We start from the raw sequence: 20,876 nt of genomic DNA on the forward strand, positions 1-20,876 counted from the left end.
AGATGATCGACTTTCGTTCAGACACAGTTACAAAACCAACAGCAGCCATGCGCGCGGTAATGAATGACGCCCAAGTAGGTGACGACGTTTATGGTGACGACCCAAGCGTTAATCAGCTTGAACAATTTGCTGTTGAGCGTCATGGCTTCGAAAGCGCCCTTTATTGTAGCTCAGGCACGCAAGCCAATTTACTGGCATTGATGGCACATTGTGAACGTGGCGACGAATACATTTGTGGGCAACAAGCACATAACTACAAATTTGAGGGTGGCGGTGCTGCTGTATTAGGCTCTATTCAGCCGCAACCAATTGAAAATAATACTGATGGCAGCATAGATTTAAACAAAGTTGTGGCTGCAATTAAAGCTGATGACTTTCACTTTGCTAAAACTAAATTACTTAGCTTAGAAAACACCATTGGCGGCAAAGTTCTCCCGCTTAGATATCTTAAAGAAGCCAGAGAATGTGTTGATAAACATAACCTTGCTCTGCACTTAGACGGTGCCCGTGTGTATAACGCTGCGGTTAAGTTAGGTGTTGATATCACTGAAATCACCCAGTATTTTGATTCAGTGTCTATTTGCTTATCAAAAGGACTTGGCGCGCCGGTTGGCTCACTATTATTAGGTAGCAAGGCACTGATTGATAAAGCGCGCCGCTGGCGTAAAGTACTCGGCGGTGGTATGCGTCAAGCAGGTATGCTTGCAGCCGCTGGTCAGTATGCACTTGAGCATCACGTAGCAAGGCTTGCTGAGGATCACGATAATGCGGCGTATTTGGCAGAGCAGTTAAACACGTTAGCTGGTTTTGATACGTCAACTTTTCAAATCGATACCAACATTGTTTACGCAAATGTTGCCGAACATATCGATTTAAAAGCAGTGGCACATGCGCTAAAAGAGCAAAATATGCTATTTTCGCCAGGTAAACCACTGCGCCTAGTGACCCATTTAGGTGTCACTAAGCAAGATATTGATAGCTTTATCTCGGCATTAGCGGCCGAGATTTAACGATTCTTTATAATGTTTGCGGCACACCGATACATATCGGTCGTTGCCGCCAATTTCTACCTGATTACCGTCTGCAATCGCATTACCATGCTCATCGGTACGCAGTACATGGTTAGCTTTACGACCGCAATGACACACGGTTTTCAACTCAATTAGTTTGTCAGCCCAGGCAAGTAGGTATTGTGAACCACTAAATAGCTCACCTCTAAAATCGTTACGTAAGCCATAACACAGTACCGGAATACCAAGTTCATCAACCACATCTGTTAATTGCATTACTTGGTCTTTTGATAAAAACTGGCACTCATCTACTAAAATACAATGGCGCTTTTGCTCTGCATTTAATGATTTGATCAATTCAAATACATCTTTATCTGCATCAAAAATATGCGCATCAGCCTGTAAACCAATACGTGAAGACACCTTGCCAACACCTGCTCTATCATCAATAGCCGCTGTTAAAATAACCGGTTCCATACCACGTTCGCGGTAGTTAAATGCAGATTGTAAAAGTGTGGTAGATTTGCCTGCATTCATTGCAGAATAATAAAAGTACAGCTGTGCCATGATGTTGCCCAAATTTTAAAGTCGCAATATGCTACCCTAATCGCGCGACAACATCATCTATTACCTTACTCTTATTACCTCAAGCGTTATCCCAGTAAAATTGCTGTTTTATAACAAGCCTTCGTGTTTCAGTAACCACTCTTTTCTTTCAAGGCCACCCGCATAGCCTGTGAGCTTGCCGTTTGCGCCAATAATTCGATGACATGGCACAATAATGCTAATCGGGTTTTTTCCATTCGCAGCGCCCACTGCACGCACCGCTTTTGGGTTATTAATGGCAAGTGCTATCTCTTGGTAACTCTTACTTTGACCAAACTCAACATCCATCAGCGCATGCCATACTTGCCTTTGAAACTCTGTACCTTGCGTATCAATAGGAACAGTAAAACGCGTACGCAGACCATTAAAATATTCATTAAGCTCACTTATACATATTAAAATAGGTGTAAGGGTGTGCTCATCAACAGCCTCTGTTTGCATCGCAACTACTGGGTAAAAGCCAACGTAACTGACGCCTTTTAATGTACTTTGAATGGTAATATCGCCAATGGGGCTTGGCATTATAACTTGTTGCATACTCATAATTGTTGCCATAGTTGAAAAGTTAAATAAGAGCGAAATGGCGCACAGTGCTCGCTATTAAATTCGCTGATTCCAGCGAGGGCTTTTTTAACCCCTAAGTCGCCCGCCAGTAAAATATCTGGGTGGCTTTGACCACGTAGTTTGGCGTAATTAACTGTCCACGGGCCAATGCCTTTAAGCTCTAACCAATTATCAAGCTCTTGATTATCTGGGTTTTGCTGACAATAAGCACTTAAACGACGTAGCGCATCTTTGCGTGATTGTGGCATTTTAAAAAAATCGAGTTCAGAATTGGCAACCCATTCAGGGCTTGGAAAATAGTGGTTATTACTTTGCTGATTAAACTCACTCACAAGCTGTGACACTAGGTTATGAGCCGCTGTAACACTAACCTGCTGACCAAGGACCGCTCGTATGCCCGCTTCATAATCTGACCAAATCCCCGGTAAACGCAGGCCAACACAAAGCGGCATTGAAACTTTAAGCTCTGCATCTAAATGCTGTTCTATGGTATGCGTATCGGCGTCTAAATCAAGCACACGACGAATGTTATGGATCACTTGCTGTAAATAGCGGGTGTTATCAATATCAATCGCCACTTTAAAGTGGTTTTTATGCTCAACAAAATGCGCAGTGAATTGCCCTTGGCAATATTTATCTTTAAAAGTGCGACCATAGCTTGTTGTGCTCAACCATTCTAACCCACTGATTAAACGGCGCTGCAAAAAGTCATGGAGTGCTTGCCAGTTATAAGGCGGCCTAAATGCCAGTGTTAGAGTTAATGTTGAGGCTGGTTTTTTATCTGACTTACGTAACTTTGAAGGAGCGATATTTAACTGCTTTAAAAAAGCATCGTTAAAGCGACGAATACTATTAAAGCCAGAAGCAAATGCGATATCTGCCACCGACAAATCTGTTTCTTGTAATAGCTGCTTGGCGAAATTGCATTGGTTAAATAATCTATATTGGGTGATCGACAGTCCAAAATGTTGGTTAAACAAACGGCGTAAATAGCGGCTCGACACCCCGAGTCTGTCTGCTAAAACCTCACAGTCGTAAGCCTCACCTTTATCTATCAATTGTTTTGCGCGTAATGCTGTGGTTTTAGTACCTAGCCAAGCTGGGCTATTTGGTGCACTATCTGGGCGACAGCGAATACAGGGTCGAAAACCATCTTGCGCAGCTAAGTGCGCGTATTGGTAATATTCAACGTTCTTTTCTTGTGCCGTTGGTGCGGGGCAAATTGGTCTGCAATAAATACCAGTACTTTTTACCGCCACAAAAAACACCCCATCAAATCGTGGATCGCGGCTTTGCCTTGCAGTCTGCCATTGTTGGCTAGTCATAATTATTCTCGTTACACGCTAATACCGTTAGCTTAACTGAATATTATTTTTTGACTAGCCGGTTTCGGACCTTAACTATTTAAACAGCTATTTAAGTGCGGCTAAATATCGGCGCTCTACTTCCGGCCAATTAATCACTTCGTAAAATGCCGCAATATAGTCAGGGCGACGATTTTGATATTTCAAGTAATACGCATGCTCCCACACATCAAGACCTAAAATTGGCGTATGGTTATGCATTAATGGGCTATCTTGATTGAGGCTACTTTCAACAACCAACTGGTTATTTTCATCAACACATAACCAAGCCCAGCCACTGCCAAAACGGCTTACCGCTGCATTAGTAAATTGCTTTTTAAATGCGTCAAAGCTGCCAAATGTATCAACAATGGCGGTATTTAACTCTTCACTTGGCTCACCACCGCCATTAGGTGACATAACTTGCCAAAATAATGAGTGATTATAATGGCCACCTACATGCTCTTGCACTGCCTTTTGTAATGACTCAGGCATTGATGAAATGGTGCGTAGTAATGTTTCAGCATCTTGCTCAGAGTAATGGCTGCCCTCTAGTGCAACATTCGCTTTATTGATATAGGTTTGATGATGCAAGGTATGATGAATTTCCATAGTTTTCGCATCAATGTGCGGTTCAAGTGCATCATAGTCATACGCTAAATCGGGTAATGTAAAAGACATACTGATTCCTTATCGTTAATGTAATAACTGCGTTTTGTGGGGATGGTCAGCTAATAGCTGATTGATTCGGTTAATGAGTGTCGGAAATGCTGATGCCATGCTGGCAAACTTAACCAGCTCAAAGTAGGTTTTGTGATGATGATGCAGGACCAAGGTGCGAACTTGCAGCTCTGGGTGACTTAAAAGCATACTTAATTGTTGATGAGCATGGCAAAGCCAAGTGCAAGCTTTTTCGGGTTTTTGCATCACTTTAAAGGTATCTGCAAGATTCAAAGTTGCAACAACAAATGCTGCAATACAATGCTCTAACGAGCGAGTAACCAACTGGTTGATTGGGATATTAGAAAGTTGTGCGAGTAGTGTTTCGGCGCAGCTGCTTGCAACCGTGTAATGATCACGCGCAGTAATAAGTTCGCCAGATTCAAATGCTAAATTGCCTTTATAAATAGCACGTTGCCAAGGGACAAGCGCATCATCAATGGCGTTTGAAGTTAAAGGTGTGTGGCGTGTTGTTTGAGTCATAAAAATCACCTGCACTTATACCAGTCTCAGTATGTGTTTAAACTACACACCGACACACACAAATGCAAATGATTTTTATTTATGTTTTTATTTGTTTATTTTAAACTACATCAACATTGCTTATTGATGAGCAAAGTCGATAAGCTCTTGGCCTGTCAGGCGGTAAATAATCCACTCATTTTGCGGTTTAGCACCAATGCTGTCGTAAAAATCAATGGCTGGTTTATTCCAATCAAGTACCACCCACTCAAAACGACCACAGTCTTTTTCAAGTGCTTGCTTAGCAAGATATTGCATAATTTGCTTACCGGCACCTTTACCACGGCTATCTGCGCTTACGTAAAGGTCTTCTAAATACAACCCATTTTTGCCAAGCCACGTTGAGTAATTATAAAAATACACAGCAAAACCAATTGGTGTGTCGCCCTCTAAACAAATAACACTATGAGCCGTTGCGCCTTCACTGAATAACGTTTTTAAAATAGCTTGCTCGTCTGTTTTAACTGCGTCAGGTTCTTTTTCGTAGATAGCAAGTTCGGTAATAAAATGTAGGATTGTTGCAGCATCACTTGCGACTGCCGGACGAATTGTAATTGCGTTACTCACTCTGTATTCCTTTTTTACATCATTATTGTAATGCCCAGTTTATAAGGGCTTTAGCGTGGTGTAAACGCCCTTTACAGAAATACATTGCATTAAAAAAAGGGGCTACTAAACGTTAGCCCCATTTTGCTTTATTTACTTACTCATCGACTTATAAAGTACCGGCAGTACAAATAAAGTTAAGAGGGTTGCACTGACCAACCCGCCAACAATAACCGTGGCAAGGGGCTTTTGTATTTCAGCCCCTATTCCTGTGCTAAGCAGCATCGGAATTAGCCCAAGCATTGAGGTTAGCGCAGTCATTAGTACGGGTCTTAACCTCGAAATAGCTCCTTCAAATACCGCTTTGTCTTTGCTATCTCCGGCAATAATCCTTTGATTAATGCTTTCGACCATCACCACACCATTCAATACCGCAACACCAAATAGCGTGATAAACCCTACAGAGCTGGGTACAGATAAGTATTGATCAGAGACATATAATGCAATCACCCCACCAATCACAGCCAAAGGTACATTGACAAGAATAAGCACCACTTGCGATAGGTTACTAAAAGCAAAATAAAGCAATAACGCAATGAGTAACAAGGCCACAGGCACTACAATCATCAGCCGCTGTTGTGCCCGTTGCTGGTTTTCGAACTGGCCGCCAATGGCAACACTGTAACCACTTGGTAGCTGTATTTTATCGGCAATGTTAGCGCGTATATCTGCAACTACAGAGCCCATATCTCGCCCCTGCACATTCGCTTGAATAACCACCCGCCTTTGAACATCATCGCGACGAACTTGAGGAGCGCCTGACTCAATCTGTACATCGGCTACATCCCCCACCCTAACAATGGCACCCGCGGGGGTTCGCAGTCGAAGATCTGCAATCACATTCGGGTTTTGGCGAAATCTTTGGGCTATGCGCACATAAATATCATAGCGCTCATTAGCATTAATGATTTGCCCTGCCGATTGCCCGCCAATACCGTGCTGAACTACATCCATCAAATCAGCCACCGATAAGCCAAAGCGCGACAACGCCAAACGGTTGGGTTTAACTATAAGCTGTGCTTCGCCGCCTATTTGCTCCATCGCGACATCCTTAGCGCCAGGTATTTGCTGAACTAGCTGCTCAATTTGTTGGCCTTTTTCAGTTAAAACGCCTAGGTCACTACCAAATAACTTAATGGCCAATTGCGCTTTAACACCCGATAAAAGCTCATCTACTCGGGTTGCTATAGGCTGTGAAAAGTTAAATAAAAGCCCTGGGAATTGCTCAAGCTTGGCTTCCATTAGTTTTTGCAATTCGACACGTGTTTTCGCGTTAACCCATTGCTCATGAGGTTTTAAGCCTAAATAGATTTCAATGTTGTTAACCGGTTCAGGATCGCCCCCTACTTCAGCCCGACCGATTCGGCTCAGCGCATATTCCACCTCACTAAATTCAAGCAACATGGCTTCAAGCTTTGGTGCAACTGAGATTGCTGTATCGAGACTTGCAGAGGGAGCAAGTGTCACACGTAGATTGATAGTGCCTTCTTCAAGCTCTGGCACAAATTCAGTACCCAGCCTTGGTAGCATAACGGCAGCTACAATCAGTAATAACCCTGCTATAACTAAAACGGCGCGTTTAGCCTGCAATGCTTTTTGTAAAGCCCTTTGATAAAGCATATCGATAGGTTTTAACAAAATACTTTGCTTTACTGTCACGCCCTTAGCAAATAAGTACACACACAGAGCTGGCACTACAACCAAGGCAACGATCACTGCACTAATAATTGCCAGCATAATGCTCACAGCCATTGGCTGAAATAGCTTAGCCTCAACGCCTTCAAAACTAAACAGTGGTAAAAATACCGTTAGAATAATCAAAGAAGCAAAAAAGATAGGCCGCGCAACTTCTTTTGCAGCAATTGCAACCAGCTCCGAAGAAGGCTTATGTTGATTATGCTTAAGCCCTAAGTGCCTAAATACATTCTCAACCATCACTACAGAGCCATCCACCAGCATACCAATGGCAACAGCAATCCCACCCAACGACATTAAGTTTGCCGATAATCCCAGCCATGCCATTACACTCAGTGCTAAGCCAATCGAAATAGGGATCGACAATAACACCAAAAATGTCGCTCTTAAATCAAGCAAAAATAGTGCTAATACTATGATAATAAAGACAAAAGCTAAAAGCAGTGCATCAATAACCGTTTGTACTGCTTGGCTGATAAGCTCTGCTTGGTCGTAAATTGCTTTAAATTCAACATCCTTTGGCAATGCTTGATTTATCATCTCGATACGCGCGTTTATGCCATCAATCGTTTGCTTGGTATTTGCACCCATCCGTTTGAGCACGATACCAGTAACCACTTCACCACGATTAACTATTTCGCCTTTATCATTGCGTTTAGACAAGGTAACAGCACCTTGGCGAATCTCACTGCCAAGCTCAATAGTCGCAACATCAGCCACTTTAACGACCGTACCATCAATGGTTTTGATAGGCGTTTGCGCAATCTCAGCAAGTCCTTTTTCGCCTGGAGTAAACCAACCTGTACCACGAATAACAAGCTGCTCTTGGCCTCGGTTCATATACCAGCCACCCACATTACTGTTGTTAGCATCTAGGGCGTTACTAACATCTTGCTGTGTTAAGTCATAAGCAAGTAGCTTATTGGGGTTTATGTTCACTTGATACTGCTTAACCTCACCGCCAAATGACAGAATATCGGTCACACCATCAATAGGTAAAATAAGTAATTTAACCACCCAATCATTTAAACTACGCAGTGCCATACTATCAATGTTTGCACCCGGCTTTGCTTCAAGTAAATACTGATAGACTTGCCCAAGCCCAGATGTATTAGGGCCCATGGTTGGCGTACCCACACCAGATGGGATCAACTCTTTAGCAGACTGCAAACGTTCAAAAACCAGTTGCCTAGCAAAGTAAATATCAACCCCTTCTTTAAACACAACAGTAACACCCGATAAACCCGTTTTAGAAATAGAACGAACCTGCTCTACATCAGGCAGTGCATACATAACGGCTTCTATCGGGTATGTGATCAGTTGCTCGACTTCTTCAGCCGCAAGTCCTGGCGCTTCGGTATTTACCGCCACTTGCACATTCGTAACATCAGGAAAGGCATCTAAATTGAGTTTTGGGATCATAAATGCACTCACCGCAATCGCCGTAAGTAAGGCCAAAAGCACAAGTAGACGGTTCTTTATCACCGCCTCAATTAATAAATTAAACATGCGTCACCTCTAGTGGTTATGCGGATCAAATCCGCCTTTAGCTAGTTGTGATGCAATAAAAAATGCACCTTGGGTGACAACTTCAAGCCCGGCTTGAATATCCAGCACTTCACGATAATCGCCAAAACGTCTGCCGAGGTTCACTTCTTGGGCGACAAAGCTGCCATCGTCATCAACGACGAACAATTGCCAGTCACCATCTGCGCTGCGAGTTAATGCATTTTCAGGTACAGCAAGTACTGCTTTATCCGTTTCAAATTGAAAATACACATCGGCAAACATGCCTGGATGCAAACTATGCTGAGTGTTTTTTACCTCGAGCCTAACGGTGCGTGAGCGTGTTTGTTCATCAATGGTATGTGCTTCTTGAATAACTGTTGCTGGATAGCGATTACCGTTAACTTCTAACAGCGCCCTAGAGCCATTACTGATAGTACGGTCTTGATTAGCTGAAAGCTGAGCAGCAACCCAAAGCGCTGATTCATCGGCTATTAGCATCAACTCAATCCCCGAATCGACTCGCTGACCTTGGGCAAAGTTATCGGTTAAAACAGCCCCCGATGTTTGTGCAAACAAGGTGTATTCACCGAGTTTTTCTGGGTTTATGGTGAGTGTTTTTGCAATAGCTTGTTTTGATAAACCAAAGGCAACTAATCGGCTATAAGCGACTTCATATTCAGCTTTAGCAGTTAGAATTTGCTTTTTGCTTACCGTGCCAGCTGTCATTTTAGTTAGCCGTTTTAACTCGGCTTCAGCTAACCTAAATTCAGTTTGCTGGCTGGCCACTTCGCCACTAAATAAAGTGACTAAAGAGTCTCCTTTATTTACATGCTGCCCTAATAAGGCATGGCGCTTTACAACAATTGAATCAACACGCGGTGACACCAAATAACTGGCATAGCCATTGGCTTTAACTTCGCCCGGTGCATACAAGATTTGCTTGTATTTTTTCAGTACAAGGCGCTCAACCTTGATATTAGCTAGTTGCTGTTGCTGCTCAGTTAAACTGACTTCATTAGCATGTTCAGCTTGCTCATTTTCTTGATGATTATGCGCTTGTTCTGTCGCATAAATATTTGTCACAGTCATGTAGCATACGCACAGCAATGCATAACGCATAAAATTTCTTAAATACATATATTGTCTCTTACTTAAAATGGGCTAAGCCCAAATAACATCTAAAAAGGGTTTGGGATTAAGTAAGAGCTAAAATAGGTGGGCGATGTAGCGGTGCTAAGTCAGGCGATTTGAAGTTGAAATCAAGTGATTCAATTTTAGTGAAATAGACACCAGTAGGTTCAGACAATTGCAGCGAATCTAAAAATGCAGGGCTGTGACAAACATGACAATGGCCTTTCTCGGCTGAGTCAGACAACTGTTTGCTAAGCTCGTCATGCTCTGATTGATGTAGTTGATGATCGCCATTGGCAGCGCAATGAGCTTCAAGGTCAATTTCTTCTTATAGCAGTACCGAGGTGTGATTAAACGCAACATTATGATCGGCCACATCAAAGCTATCCAGCAGTGGCTGGAGCAATAATACGCTAATCAAAATAATAAATGCAGCTTTCACATTGAGCCTAAAAATTAGAACTAAAAATTGGTACATCGGCGCTAAATTAACAAATCCACCCGCATTTGAACAGAAAATTATAATCTGTTAGCAAACAAACCAATACAAACATTTTATTACAAAGGCACGCATGGTATAAAAATAAAGCAAATCAATAACTAGGTATTTATATGGGACACGGACACCACCATCATCACGATACAAATAACCAAAGCACCCGCCAACTCATGCTGGCAATTGCAATTAATGTGTTATTAACTGTCGCTCAGGTGATTGGCGGCCTCGTTTCTGGCAGCTTATCGTTAATTGCTGATGCGCTGCACAATTTAAGCGATGCCTCGTCGTTATTCATTGCCCTAATTGCCCGAAAAATTGGTGCCAAACCTGCTAATCATCGTTATCAATACGGTTATAAACGTGCAGAAATTTTAGCCACGCTATTTAACAGTTTAAGTTTAATTGTGATTGGTGGTTACTTAATTTTTGAAGCGATCACCAACTATTTAAACCCCGACCCCATTGATGGCTGGATCATCATTTGGGTTGCGGGTCTTGCGCTGGTTGTTGATCTTGTCACCGCCCTATTAACTTACAAAGCGGGTGCAAAAGACAGTATGAATATTCGTGCTGCGTTTATACATAATGTGTCTGATGCACTAGCCTCAGTTGTGGTAATCATTGCGGGTACCTTAATCATTCTCTACCAGTGGTATATTGTTGATTTAATTGCCACTATGCTGATTTCAATGTATGTCATTTATCACGGCATTTTACTGTTAATTGCCAGTAGTAAAATTTTAATGCAAGCAGCCCCTGATAATTTTGCTGTAACAGACGCTATCAATAGGCTTAAAGCCCAATTTGCAATCACTGATGTTGATTACCTTAAAACATGGCAGATAGATGATCATCACGTTCATTGCGAGCTAAAGTTTCGTGCCAAGCAAAGCATCAGTAACGATGATATACGTCACTTTTTACATAACAACTTTGCAATTGAAAGCTGTACCATTGAACAAGTTTTAGTGTAAATGTTTCGCGTTATCATTTACTATTCAGTTTTGTGTTAAAGCAAACTGAAGGAACAAATCTTGTTGAAGTTGTGGTTACGTCGTACGCATTTATTACTTGCCTTAGTAAGCGGTTTATTTTTAATTTGTTTAAGTTTGACCGGTGCTTTGCTTATTTACGCAAAAGACATTCAATACCTTACTCAAAGTGATAGATGGACAGTAACGCCAGCGGCTTCAGCACTTGATTTTGATAACCTAATCAATCACGTTTCAGCGTCAACTAAACAACCTGTTACTCTGGTAATGCCAGAGCAGCGCAGTGATCTAGCGTGGCAATTACAACTAGCAAATAACCGCTATGTGAGTGTTAATCCATACAATGGTCAGGTTTTACATGAATACGATTATTACAGTACGATTTATGGCTTTACCATGGCTTTGCACCGCTGGCTGCTTTATGAAGATGGCGATAAAAGCCGCCCTCTAAGAAACTGGGTATCGGTGTGTGCGCTCATTCTTATTATTGAAATTCTGCTCGGCTTTTATATTTGGGTTAAGCCAAAAAATCGTATGAAACGTTTGGCTATTAAGCGTAAAGCAAAGTTTAGAGTACTGATGTATCAGCTACATACCGTTTTGGGTGTGTATTTTTTAATTCCACTCATTTTAATTGCTTACACAGGTATGGCGTTTAACTGGAAAGAACAAACCAAAGCCGTATTAGAATTTGTGATGCAAGGCACAGTTGAAGATAGACCTAAACCACCAGCGGTTATTCCCCCTTTAGCGGATACGCCCTTTCAAGTGCAAAAAGCGTTTGATAACGCACAAACTGTTTTTCCTGAAGGCAAGTTATTTAGAATTTATTTACCGAAAAAACCAAGTGACAACATAGGATTTAGAATAGAGAACCCAGGTGAAAGCCATGCCTATAGTTGGGTATGGGCAAACCCATATTCAGCCGATATTGTAGCAAGTTATGATGCCAGCGAAAGCTCTTTGACCACTCAAACTTGGAACTTCAAATATAAGTTTCATATTGGTGATTTTGCAGGCCCAATTGTGCAATTATTGTGGTTGATATTTGCTTTATCACCGTTATTTTTTACGATCTCAGGTGTTTACTTTTGGTACAAACGGCATTACAGATAGACACTTTATCTGACAGATTAATTATACAACGGCCTTTCATCATTAAACGAACTCATATTCTCGGCCAAAGCTATATTACTGCGTATATATAATCACATGAATGTGTAAAATTGGTGGCAAAACACTTGATGCTAAAGTGGCAATCAACCACATCGCTATATCAACTGTTTATTCACAAATTTGGGTGCTGCCTGCTAGGTAACACTAGAAATATCAGTAACACCTATGTTAGCGCTTTAAAACCAATACTCTGAACACGCAAAATTAGTAAGGGTTCAAATATAATACTCACCTATTAAGCATCCATTGAACATTCGTGGATGCTAAATTCATCGCTATATAACAGAACCAAAGGACTTATTGCAAATCATTATCATTAACCTTGCCTTTACTCTTCTTTACATTTAGACTGCCGCACAATCAAACAAGAATTAAGGACAAGCATGTTAAAAACTTCTCTGACTCTGGTCGCTATTGCAATTAGCAGCCAATCATTTGCTGATGATGCCATAAATAAAAACCTTACCGTAGAAGAAATGGAACACGTTGTTGTATCAGGCAGCCGTGTATTTGAAAGCATTGATGAAGTCCCAGCTTCTGTCACTATTATTAGCCAACAGCAAATTGAAGAACATTTAAAAGTTAATCCAGAATTACAAAGCTTACTTGCGCAAATGGTACCAGGCCTAGCACCAGATACCGGCAGTTCGAGTAATACAGGTCAGAGTTTACGTGGTCGTGCACCACTTGTAATGATCGATGGAGTGCCGCAATCGACACCACTCAGAAACGGCTCATTAGGAGTTAAAACTCTCGATCCAAGCGCCATTGCGCGTATCGAAGTGATCAAAGGCGCTACCTCTGTTTATGGTAATGGTGCATCGGGCGGTATCATTAACTACATCACAAAGCAGGCAACAAGTGATGGTCAGCCAGAAGGTGAGATCAGCCTATCGTCACGTTTTAGTGCAGTTAAATTAGAAGAAAGCGCCGGTGCGCGAGTCTCTGCAGCAATTAATGGTCGTGCTGATAAAATTAGCTATTTATTTACCGCAAGTTACGAAGAAAATGGTGTTCAACGTGACGCCGAAGGCGATATTCTTGGCTTGCAGTATGGTTTATCTGATGCAGTAACAGAAAACTACTTTACCAAACTCGGCTATGATTTTGATGATGAGAAGCAGCTGCAATTTAGCTATAACTACTTTAGCTCTCAACAAAAAACCGATTTAGGTGACGTTGTTGGCAACCTGAACGATGGCGAAAAAACTTATGCGATTCATGTACCTAAAGAGCTTCAAAAGCAAGGTAAACCACAAGGCCCAGACGGTAACGAAAACATAACCTTAAAGTATACAGACTACGCCCTATTTACTAATACACAAATGACGCTCGATCTATACATGCAAGACATCGAGAATGTGTTTTTCTTTTCTACAAACTTAGCTAACCCAGACGAAGGTTACGAAGGCGGCCAATCAATTATTCGCTCAGAAAAGAAAGGGGCGCGCGCTACCTTTAATACCCTTGTTGATTTTGACAATGTTGAAGCCACCTTTATTTATGGCCTAGATGCACTGAATGATGTGACTTCTCAACCGCTTGTTGATGGCCGTGTTTGGGTACCAGAGATGGATATGGAAAGCCTTGCTGGCTTTTTACAAACAAAGTGGGTTATCGATAATGATTTAATCATTAAAGCGGGTGTGCGCCAAGAGAGTATTGATTTAACCGTTGATGACTACAACACCTTAAAGCTTTGTCGTTCAGAAACACAGTGCTCAGTGCCACTTAGTGTAAAGGGTGACACTATTGATTACGATGCAACCACCTATAACGTAGGTGTTAAATACAATTTGCTTGATGCCTTCAGCCCGTTTGCCAATTATTCACAAGGTTCTGATATCTCAGATATTGGCCGCTTATTACGTTCTGCAACAGTAAATGATATTGGCCTAATTCAAACAGAAGCATCAATCATCGATAACTATGAAATTGGCTTTACATCACAGTTTGATGACTTACGTTTTGAATTTGCAGCTTACCGCAGTACGTCTGAGTTTGGCACTACTAATAGCTTTAATGAGGTAACGGGTGTCTATGAGCCAGTAAGAGCGCCACAAGAGATCTGGGGTTACGAAACACTAATCGATTATAAAATTAATCCAACTCTCAAACTTGTTGCAACCTACAGCTATGTTGAAGGTAAGAACACCGAAGACGACATTTACTTAGGTTCTCGCCAAATAAGCCCACCAAAAGGTACTGCTAATTTAAACTGGCAACCAAATGATGAATTATCACTCACTGTGAGTTATTTATATGTGGGTTCACGCAAACGCTTTGAGCCAAATGCAGAGGGTGAGTTTGTTGGTGATCAAGGTCCAATTAGCAGTTACAACCTATTTAACCTAAGCGGTCGTTATAACTTTAGCAACAACTGGCAAGCGTTTATGGGTGTAGAAAACCTATTTAATAATGATTACTACCCTGCCCGTGCGCAGTCTTATACTTATGGTGGCTATAACATTAATGGTTTAGGTACGACCATGACACTTGGTGCAACTTATAGCTTCTAAAGCAGTTTTTGTTTAGAGCAACAAGCCCTTCTTAGTAAGGGCTTTTACCTTTAAGAATAGAAACGATAAATTGTTCATTTATCAACCATTAACGCAAACTTAAACGAGAATCACACTCAATAGTAAACAACTGATTTACAAAGGAAAATGTTTGCAATCTTATTTTTATATACTACAATTATCGCAACTTGGAATTCGAGGACAGCATTATGAAAGGTAACCAAAAAGTCATCGATAGTTTTAATAAACTACTCGCAAACGAATTAGCTGCTATAGATCAATACTTTATTCATTCTCGTATGTATGACGATTGGGGCCTAAATAAGCTGTATGAGCGTCTTAACCACGAAATGGAAGAAGAAAAAGACCACGCTGATTGGTTGATAAAACGTATTCTATTTTTAGAAGGCGTACCAAACATGACTAAACGTCGTGATTTATTAATTGGCTCAGACGTTAAAAGCATGATGCAAAATGACTTAACACTTGAGCTAGAAGTTGTTGACTGCGTTAAAGAAGCTATTTCAATTTGTGAACAAGAAAAAGACTATCAATCACGCGAAGTGCTTGAAAAGCTATTATTTGATACAGAAGAAGATCATGTTTACTGGTTAGAACAACAGCTGGGTCTAATCGACAAAATTGGTAGCCAAAACTACCATCAATCTCAAATGGGCGAATAGAGGCTAATTGTATGAAAGGCGATAAAAGCGTCATTGCTGCACTTAATAAAGTATTAGCAAATGAATTAGTGGGTATTAACCAATACTTTTTACACGCTCGTATGTTTAAAGATTTTGGTTTTTCAAAATTAGACAAAGCTGATTACAAAGTATCTATTCAAAAAATGAAAAACGCCGACCGTTTAATTGAGCGTATTTTGTTTTTAGAAGGTTTACCAAACTTACAAGATTTAGGTCGCCTACGTATTGGTGAAAACTCAGAAGAAATGATCGAAGCTAACATGAGCTTTGAGCTTGATTCATTAGTCGATCTTAAAGCGGCAATTAAACTTGCTGAAGAGAAAAAAGATTACATCAGCCGTGAAGCGTTAGATAACATCTTAAATGAGCAAGAAGAACAGATTGATTGGCTTGAAACACAGCAACAGTTAATCAAAACCGCAGGGCTTGAGAATTACCTGCAATCTCAAATGTAATTTGCTAAAACTTAAAAAAGCAGCCTAGGCTGCTTTTTTTATGGCAAAAATTTGTGCTTAATCATCTTCGCGATCAATGATTGACACTTTATTACTTAAAATTAAAGAGTTAGGAATTAAATGCACCGCTCCCTCGCCTTTAATTGTGATATAGCGCAAATTAAGGTCAATCACTGTGCCCTTTGAATTGCTCACTTCAATGTAATTACCAAGCTTAATGGGCTTATAAAGCACAATCATGACACCTGCTACTAGATTCGAAATAGCATCCTTCAACGCAAAACCCAAAGCAAAGCCTGTTAGGCCTAAGCCGGCAACTAAAGCGGCAACGTCAAAACCCAGTTTCGATAACGCAAGCACAATACCAATGAATAATAAAATAGCACGCTGCGAGTTAGAAATAAGCCGAAAAGTTTCAAGAGCGGTTGAATCAAAGCGTCGTTGAAATTGTTTAATAGCATGGTCTATAATCAGGCTTGCAATGTAAAACGCGGCGATAACTAAAAGTGCTTGAATAAATTGGCTAGTCATAGAATTTTCAATTAAAAATAAAAGCCCATAATAGGCTTGAAATTGCGTGAGACAAACATTTATTGCTTTTCAAACACACATGAAACTTCAGGTTTATTCAGTGTGTAAGTGATATTGCCATTATCTTTAAAACGCAGATCTTCAGTTGTTGAACCGTTATCGTCTTCATTTTCACAGCGAAAGTAGCGCTTAGTTCTGACAATCCCATTTACAAAGTATTTTAACTTCGAGCTGACAACACAAAAATTTGGGATCTTCTTTACCTGCGTACCGTTATGTAAGTCACTAAAGTCGATTAATGTTCCTAAGCTAAATCCTTGAGTTGTTTCTTTTATCAATGAAAAGGAGGCGTTTTGACAAACCACATCACTGCCTGCTTTCACTTTGTAATCACCTTGTTTATCTTTAATCAGAGCCAAAAACTGCGTTTTATTGCTCGGCTTCACATCAAGTAGAGCACTAGCAATTGACGAGGTTGATAGTAAAAAAGCCACTAAACAAAAGTAATATCTCATTGAAAATCCATAAACTTATAGACACTTTACTAGCATAGCATGCTGATTAAGGTTGGTGAATTTATAACGCATTAGTTAATACGATAAAAAAATGCTTTTGGTTCTATTTTATGAACTTTGCATAAGCAACCAATCTGTTTATGTGCTATAAATTTTAATGATGAAAATTTTTGGAGGGAATCAAATGAAAATAATCAAACTCATCGCTTTAACAACATTTTTAGCCCTAGCTAGCACACAAAGCCTAGCCAGTGATGACGACTGGAAGTCCATCGCCGAGAAAAAAGTCAGCTACAAAAGCGAAACCGATACCGTTAATCCTATCACCAGCAGCAACTACAGCCATATTAAAATTAAATGTACCCATGGCACTGTGAATCTTAAGAAAATTAAAGTTGTTATGAATAACGGTGAAGAAAAAGTGTTTGATAACCTAGGGGTTTTAACCAAAGGGATGTCGTCACGTAGTTTAAGCTTACCAGACAAAAACGACGCAAAACTCGATAAAATCAAACTTGAATATGAATCGGTAGGCAGCACAGCCCTTAGTATGGCAGGTGTAACCGAAAAAGCAGAAGTTGAGATTCTCGCGAAAAAAGCAAAGAAAGAAGATTAAAGTTGCGAGTTGCGAGTTGCGAGTTGCGAGTTGCGAGTTGCGAGTCAGGATGTTAGAGCCTATACAGTTTCACAAGTAGGAACGGCTTCAGCAGTGAACCTTCGATGTTCGGCGTTGAAACGCCTCCTACAAACTTTACTCTAGTATCTCGCTAACTCTTTACTGATTTGTCTAATTTAGTTACATAAGCTTTAAGCTCTGCAAGCTGACTTTTTTCGCCTTGGTGAACATTCATTGCTTTTGCAAAGTAGCTATTGGCTTGCTGCTGCTCACCAGCTTGCTCATGAATAAGTCCAATCCGAAGATAAGTAAACGCAAGATTATTAGGGCCTAACTCTGTTTGCAGCGTTTTAGCGCTATCAAGCTCAAGAATTCTTGCGAGTGCATTTAACGCATAAAGCGCACTATCGCTTGAACCTTTGATGTACTGAGAATGAGCGATTTCTAGCTCATTTTTAAGAAACTCGGCTGTCATTTCATTTGCGTTTGTAGGTACTGCTAACGAGACTAAAGCAGCTAAGGTTAAAACTTTAAACATATTAAACCTCCTTTTAAAATGTATCTTAAAGATTAATCAAACTCGATTAGCTGGTCAAACTTTATTCATAAAAGCAAATTATCAAAGCGCTTAATCGCGACCCAAGCCAATCAACTTTTTGCCATTTAAGCCTTTTCTATGCCATTCGGTTTGTTCTTCACAGAATATTTGCGCGTCTAATTCTTTACTTGGCTCTTCGTTTAAACTACCTGCAGGTACAAGTAGGTATTTACTGTCTTGTGATTCAAATGGCAGCGCAGAGCCACAGGTTTTACAAAACGCTCTAGATAATGCACGACCAGGATAATTAAACCGCGTTATATGCTTCTGACCTTTTACCCATTCGATAGCATCTGGTGAGGTAAACAAATTTGCAGCGTGAGCTGTTCCGCTCAGTTTTCGACATTGTTCACAATGACAGAAGTAAAAACGCCTAAATTTATCAGCAACTTTAAAACTCACTGCACCGCAGCAACATTCACCCGTCAGTGTTTTAGTCATCTCTATCTCCTCATTAGCTAAGCCAAAAATTTATTACCTAAACAATGCGCTATTTAAAAATTTTAGGCAATAAAAAAGGCCATGTTGCGTGTACAACATAGCCTTTTTGCATTGACACAACTTAGAAATCTAAGTTTGATAAAACTTCATCATCAACGTTATTAGACAAGGTCACTTTAAGTTTAGGCGTACGAGCCATTTCACGTTTAATTGCAAAATTAGCTTCTTCGTTACGAGCCCAACTACGACGAGCAATACCGTTGTTTACATCAAATAATAGCATAGATTTCAGACGACGCTCGGCAGCTTCACTACCATCTAGTAGCATACCAAAACCACCGTTGATCACTTCGCCCCAGCCTACACCACCACCATTATGGATAGATACCCATGTTGCACCACGGAAACCATCACCAATTACGTTATGAATAGCCATATCTGCTGTAAAGCGGCTACCGTCATAAATGTTTGATGTTTCGCGGAAAGGTGAATCAGTACCACTTACGTCATGGTGGTCACGACCAAGTACAACTGGACCAATTTCACCACGATTAATGGCATCATTAAAGGCTTTAGCAATTTCAGCGCGGCCTTGTGCGTCTGCATAAAGAATACGAGCTTGAGAACCTACAACAAGTTTGTTTTGCTTCGCATCTTTGATCCACGTGATGTTGTCTTGCATTTGCTGTTGGATCTCTTCAGGAGAGTCTGCCATGATTTTATTTAAAACATCTGCAGCAATAGCATCTGTTTTATCTAGATCTTCTGGCTTACCTGAGGTACATACCCAGCGGAACGGGCCAAAGCCGTAATCAAAACACATTGGGCCAAGAATATCTTGTACGTACGATGGGTATTTAAAATCAATACCATTATCAGCCATTACATCGCCACCAGCGCGTGATGCTTCTAACAAAAACGCATTACCGTAATCAAAGAAGTAAGTACCTTTTGCCGTGTGCTTGTTAACAGCATCGGCGTGGCGCTTAAGCGTCGCTTGTACTTTTTCTTTAAATACTTCTGGCTCTTCACGAATTAAACGATTTGACTCTTCATAGCTGATATCAACCGGGTAGTAACCGCCTGACCATGGGTTATGAAGTGAAGTTTGGTCAGAACCTAAGTGAATGAAAATATCTTCAGCTAAGAAGCTTTCCCATACATCAACCACGTTACCAATAAAGGCAATCGAAACCACTTCTTCATTTTGCTGAGCAGTACGTACACGCTCAACAAGCTCTGGCATGTTATCGATTAGCTCATCTACCCAACCTTGTTGATGACGCTTAATAGCCGCCTTAGGGTTAACCTCAGCACACACGGTAATACAGTTAGCAATGTTACCCGCTTTAGGCTGAGCACCACTCATACCGCCTAAACCAGCAGTTAAGAAGATCTTACCTTTTGGTGATTCGCCTTTTGCAAGTACTTTACGGAACGCATTCATTACCGTAATGGTTGTACCGTGAACGATACCTTGCGGGCCGATGTACATAAATGAACCCGCAGTCATTTGACCATATTGAGTTACACCTAGTGCATTGAATTTTTCCCAGTCATCTGGTTTTGAATAGTTCGGGATCATCATACCGTTTGTCACAACCACACGCGGTGCTTCAACTGATGATGGAAATAACCCCATAGGGTGACCCGAATACATGTGTAGCGTTTGGTCTTCTTCCATTTCGCTTAAGTACTTCATGGTTAATAAGTACTGCGCCCAATTTTGGAATACCGCACCGTTACCACCGTAAGTGATTAGCTCTTCTGGGTGCTGTGCTACAGCAGGGTCAAGGTTGTTGTCGATCATCAACATAATAGCGGCAGCTTGTTCGCATTTAGCCGGGTAATCACTGATCGAGCGCGCTTTAAGCTCATAGTTAGGTTTAAAGCGATACATGTAAATACGGCCAAATTGTTTGAGCTCAGCAGCAAATTCAGCAGCTAATTCTTGATGCCATTCTTTAGGGAAATAGCGCAATGCGTTACGAATAGCCAATTGCTTTTCGTCGGCCAATAAAATGTCTTTACGTTTTGGAGCTCGGTTTGCATCGCTTGGATACGGTTTTGGCTCTGGCAATACGCTTGGGATACCTTGCTTAATTTGTTCTTGAAAAGTCATTA

21 protein-coding genes are annotated in these 20,876 nt (G+C 40.9%); 7 read left to right on the top strand and 14 right to left on the bottom strand.

Annotated features, from left to right (window positions below):
* Nucleotides 1-2: 2 nt before the first annotated feature.
* Nucleotides 3-1,010: a low-specificity L-threonine aldolase gene (ltaE, locus tag J8Z25_RS20175; protein ID WP_130052492.1), complete on the top strand. Its 1,008-nt coding sequence runs from the start codon at nt 3-5 to the stop codon at nt 1,008-1,010.
* On the opposite strand, the gene J8Z25_RS20180 is transcribed toward ltaE, so the two are convergent.
* The 9 genes from J8Z25_RS20180 to J8Z25_RS20220 form a co-directional block, all read right to left on the bottom strand.
* Nucleotides 993-1,577 carry a thymidine kinase gene (locus J8Z25_RS20180; protein ID WP_058584247.1) on the bottom strand — a complete coding sequence of 195 codons (585 nt, stop codon included), beginning with the start codon at nt 1,575-1,577 and terminating at the stop codon, nt 993-995. The genes ltaE and J8Z25_RS20180 overlap by 18 nt on opposite strands.
* 108 nt (nt 1,578-1,685) lie before the next feature.
* Entirely contained in the window at nt 1,686-2,153 is a 468-nt protein-coding gene (locus J8Z25_RS20185; RefSeq protein ID WP_205987955.1) for a methylated-DNA--[protein]-cysteine S-methyltransferase, read from the bottom strand.
* A 2-nt stretch (nt 2,154-2,155) separates the two neighbouring features.
* Nucleotides 2,156-3,505, bottom strand: a complete 1,350-nt coding sequence (locus tag J8Z25_RS20190; RefSeq protein WP_130052494.1) for a DNA-3-methyladenine glycosylase 2 family protein — start codon at nt 3,503-3,505, stop codon at nt 2,156-2,158.
* Between the two features lie 87 nt (nt 3,506-3,592).
* Nucleotides 3,593-4,204: a superoxide dismutase gene (locus tag J8Z25_RS20195; protein WP_130052495.1), complete on the bottom strand. Its 612-nt coding sequence runs from the start codon at nt 4,202-4,204 to the stop codon at nt 3,593-3,595.
* Nucleotides 4,205-4,219: 15 nt separating this feature from the next.
* Nucleotides 4,220-4,726: a DUF2753 family protein gene (locus J8Z25_RS20200; protein ID WP_130052496.1), complete on the bottom strand. Its 507-nt coding sequence runs from the start codon at nt 4,724-4,726 to the stop codon at nt 4,220-4,222.
* 120 nt (nt 4,727-4,846) lie between these two features.
* Complete coding sequence (locus J8Z25_RS20205; RefSeq protein WP_054552102.1) at nt 4,847-5,332, bottom strand: GNAT family N-acetyltransferase; 486 nt, start codon at nt 5,330-5,332, stop codon at nt 4,847-4,849.
* Between the two features lie 132 nt (nt 5,333-5,464).
* A complete protein-coding gene (locus J8Z25_RS20210) occupies nt 5,465-8,575 on the bottom strand; it encodes an efflux RND transporter permease subunit (RefSeq protein WP_130052498.1) in 3,111 nt (1,036 codons plus the stop codon).
* A gap of 9 nt (nt 8,576-8,584) precedes the next feature.
* On the bottom strand, nt 8,585-9,712 hold the full coding sequence (locus J8Z25_RS20215; RefSeq protein ID WP_250662144.1) for an efflux RND transporter periplasmic adaptor subunit: 1,128 nt from the start codon (nt 9,710-9,712) through the stop codon (nt 8,585-8,587).
* A 58-nt stretch (nt 9,713-9,770) separates the two neighbouring features.
* Complete coding sequence (locus J8Z25_RS20220; protein ID WP_130052502.1) at nt 9,771-9,950, bottom strand: hypothetical protein; 180 nt, start codon at nt 9,948-9,950, stop codon at nt 9,771-9,773.
* A 368-nt stretch (nt 9,951-10,318) separates the two neighbouring features.
* Here J8Z25_RS20220 and J8Z25_RS20225 point away from each other — a divergent pair, with 368 nt between their 5' ends.
* The 5 genes from J8Z25_RS20225 to bfr (J8Z25_RS20245) all read left to right on the top strand — a co-directional run bounded on the left by J8Z25_RS20225 (nt 10,319) and on the right by bfr (J8Z25_RS20245) (nt 16,051).
* Nucleotides 10,319-11,179: a cation diffusion facilitator family transporter gene (locus tag J8Z25_RS20225; RefSeq protein WP_130052503.1), complete on the top strand. Its 861-nt coding sequence runs from the start codon at nt 10,319-10,321 to the stop codon at nt 11,177-11,179.
* Between the two features lie 63 nt (nt 11,180-11,242).
* On the top strand, nt 11,243-12,313 hold the full coding sequence (locus J8Z25_RS20230; RefSeq protein ID WP_130053016.1) for a PepSY-associated TM helix domain-containing protein: 1,071 nt from the start codon (nt 11,243-11,245) through the stop codon (nt 12,311-12,313).
* Nucleotides 12,314-12,756: 443 nt separating this feature from the next.
* Nucleotides 12,757-14,892, top strand: coding sequence for a TonB-dependent receptor (locus tag J8Z25_RS20235; RefSeq protein ID WP_130052505.1), 2,136 nt, complete (start codon nt 12,757-12,759; stop codon nt 14,890-14,892).
* Nucleotides 14,893-15,101: 209 nt separating this feature from the next.
* On the top strand, nt 15,102-15,575 hold the full coding sequence (bfr, locus tag J8Z25_RS20240) for a bacterioferritin (RefSeq protein WP_130052506.1): 474 nt from the start codon (nt 15,102-15,104) through the stop codon (nt 15,573-15,575).
* Nucleotides 15,576-15,586: 11 nt separating this feature from the next.
* Entirely contained in the window at nt 15,587-16,051 is a 465-nt protein-coding gene (gene bfr, locus J8Z25_RS20245; protein WP_130052508.1) for a bacterioferritin, read from the top strand.
* 57 nt (nt 16,052-16,108) lie between these two features.
* Here bfr (J8Z25_RS20245) and J8Z25_RS20250 read toward each other — a convergent pair whose 3' ends face one another.
* Together J8Z25_RS20250 and J8Z25_RS20255 are read right to left on the bottom strand one after the other, a co-directional pair.
* Nucleotides 16,109-16,582 carry a mechanosensitive ion channel family protein gene (locus J8Z25_RS20250; RefSeq protein ID WP_130052509.1) on the bottom strand — a complete coding sequence of 158 codons (474 nt, stop codon included), beginning with the start codon at nt 16,580-16,582 and terminating at the stop codon, nt 16,109-16,111.
* A 59-nt stretch (nt 16,583-16,641) separates the two neighbouring features.
* Nucleotides 16,642-17,097: a hypothetical protein gene (locus J8Z25_RS20255; protein WP_130052511.1), complete on the bottom strand. Its 456-nt coding sequence runs from the start codon at nt 17,095-17,097 to the stop codon at nt 16,642-16,644.
* Nucleotides 17,098-17,281: 184 nt separating this feature from the next.
* Here J8Z25_RS20255 and J8Z25_RS20260 point away from each other — a divergent pair, with 184 nt between their 5' ends.
* Nucleotides 17,282-17,713, top strand: a complete 432-nt coding sequence (locus J8Z25_RS20260) for a DUF2541 family protein (protein ID WP_130052512.1) — start codon at nt 17,282-17,284, stop codon at nt 17,711-17,713.
* Between the two features lie 151 nt (nt 17,714-17,864).
* On the opposite strand, the gene J8Z25_RS20265 is transcribed toward J8Z25_RS20260, so the two are convergent.
* The 3 genes from J8Z25_RS20265 to hutU all read right to left on the bottom strand — a co-directional run bounded on the left by J8Z25_RS20265 (nt 17,865) and on the right by hutU (nt 20,874).
* Nucleotides 17,865-18,251 carry a hypothetical protein gene (locus tag J8Z25_RS20265; protein WP_130052514.1) on the bottom strand — a complete coding sequence of 129 codons (387 nt, stop codon included), beginning with the start codon at nt 18,249-18,251 and terminating at the stop codon, nt 17,865-17,867.
* 90 nt (nt 18,252-18,341) lie between these two features.
* Complete coding sequence (locus tag J8Z25_RS20270) at nt 18,342-18,752, bottom strand: GFA family protein (RefSeq protein ID WP_250662145.1); 411 nt, start codon at nt 18,750-18,752, stop codon at nt 18,342-18,344.
* Between the two features lie 121 nt (nt 18,753-18,873).
* Entirely contained in the window at nt 18,874-20,874 is a 2,001-nt protein-coding gene (gene hutU / locus J8Z25_RS20275; protein ID WP_130052517.1) for a urocanate hydratase, read from the bottom strand.
* Between the last annotated feature and the right edge of the window lie 2 nt (nt 20,875-20,876).

This window comes from Pseudoalteromonas sp. SCSIO 43101 (assembly GCF_023650775.1).
In the GTDB taxonomy this organism is placed as follows: Bacteria; Pseudomonadota; Gammaproteobacteria; order Enterobacterales; family Alteromonadaceae; genus Pseudoalteromonas; species Pseudoalteromonas apostichopi.

Bases quoted from the DNA above. Each gene is read 5' to 3' on its own strand.
- ltaE (WP_130052492.1), top strand. From the start codon at position 3: ATGATCGACTTTCGTTCAGACACAGTTACAAAACCAACAGCAGCCATG.
- J8Z25_RS20180 (WP_058584247.1), bottom strand. From the start codon at position 1,577: ATGGCACAGCTGTACTTTTATTATTCTGCAATGAATGCAGGCAAATCT.
- J8Z25_RS20185 (WP_205987955.1), bottom strand. From the start codon at position 2,153: ATGCAACAAGTTATAATGCCAAGCCCCATTGGCGATATTACCATTCAA.
- J8Z25_RS20190 (WP_130052494.1), bottom strand. From the start codon at position 3,505: ATGACTAGCCAACAATGGCAGACTGCAAGGCAAAGCCGCGATCCACGA.
- J8Z25_RS20195 (WP_130052495.1), bottom strand. From the start codon at position 4,204: ATGTCTTTTACATTACCCGATTTAGCGTATGACTATGATGCACTTGAA.
- J8Z25_RS20200 (WP_130052496.1), bottom strand. From the start codon at position 4,726: ATGACTCAAACAACACGCCACACACCTTTAACTTCAAACGCCATTGAT.
- J8Z25_RS20210 (WP_130052498.1), bottom strand. From the start codon at position 8,575: ATGTTTAATTTATTAATTGAGGCGGTGATAAAGAACCGTCTACTTGTG.
- J8Z25_RS20215 (WP_250662144.1), bottom strand. From the start codon at position 9,712: ATGTATTTAAGAAATTTTATGCGTTATGCATTGCTGTGCGTATGCTAC.
- J8Z25_RS20225 (WP_130052503.1), top strand. From the start codon at position 10,319: ATGGGACACGGACACCACCATCATCACGATACAAATAACCAAAGCACC.
- J8Z25_RS20235 (WP_130052505.1), top strand. From the start codon at position 12,757: ATGTTAAAAACTTCTCTGACTCTGGTCGCTATTGCAATTAGCAGCCAA.
- bfr (WP_130052506.1), top strand. From the start codon at position 15,102: ATGAAAGGTAACCAAAAAGTCATCGATAGTTTTAATAAACTACTCGCA.
- bfr (WP_130052508.1), top strand. From the start codon at position 15,587: ATGAAAGGCGATAAAAGCGTCATTGCTGCACTTAATAAAGTATTAGCA.
- J8Z25_RS20250 (WP_130052509.1), bottom strand. From the start codon at position 16,582: ATGACTAGCCAATTTATTCAAGCACTTTTAGTTATCGCCGCGTTTTAC.
- J8Z25_RS20255 (WP_130052511.1), bottom strand. From the start codon at position 17,097: ATGAGATATTACTTTTGTTTAGTGGCTTTTTTACTATCAACCTCGTCA.
- J8Z25_RS20260 (WP_130052512.1), top strand. From the start codon at position 17,282: ATGAAAATAATCAAACTCATCGCTTTAACAACATTTTTAGCCCTAGCT.
- J8Z25_RS20265 (WP_130052514.1), bottom strand. From the start codon at position 18,251: ATGTTTAAAGTTTTAACCTTAGCTGCTTTAGTCTCGTTAGCAGTACCT.
- J8Z25_RS20270 (WP_250662145.1), bottom strand. From the start codon at position 18,752: ATGACTAAAACACTGACGGGTGAATGTTGCTGCGGTGCAGTGAGTTTT.
- hutU (WP_130052517.1), bottom strand. From the start codon at position 20,874: ATGACTTTTCAAGAACAAATTAAGCAAGGTATCCCAAGCGTATTGCCA.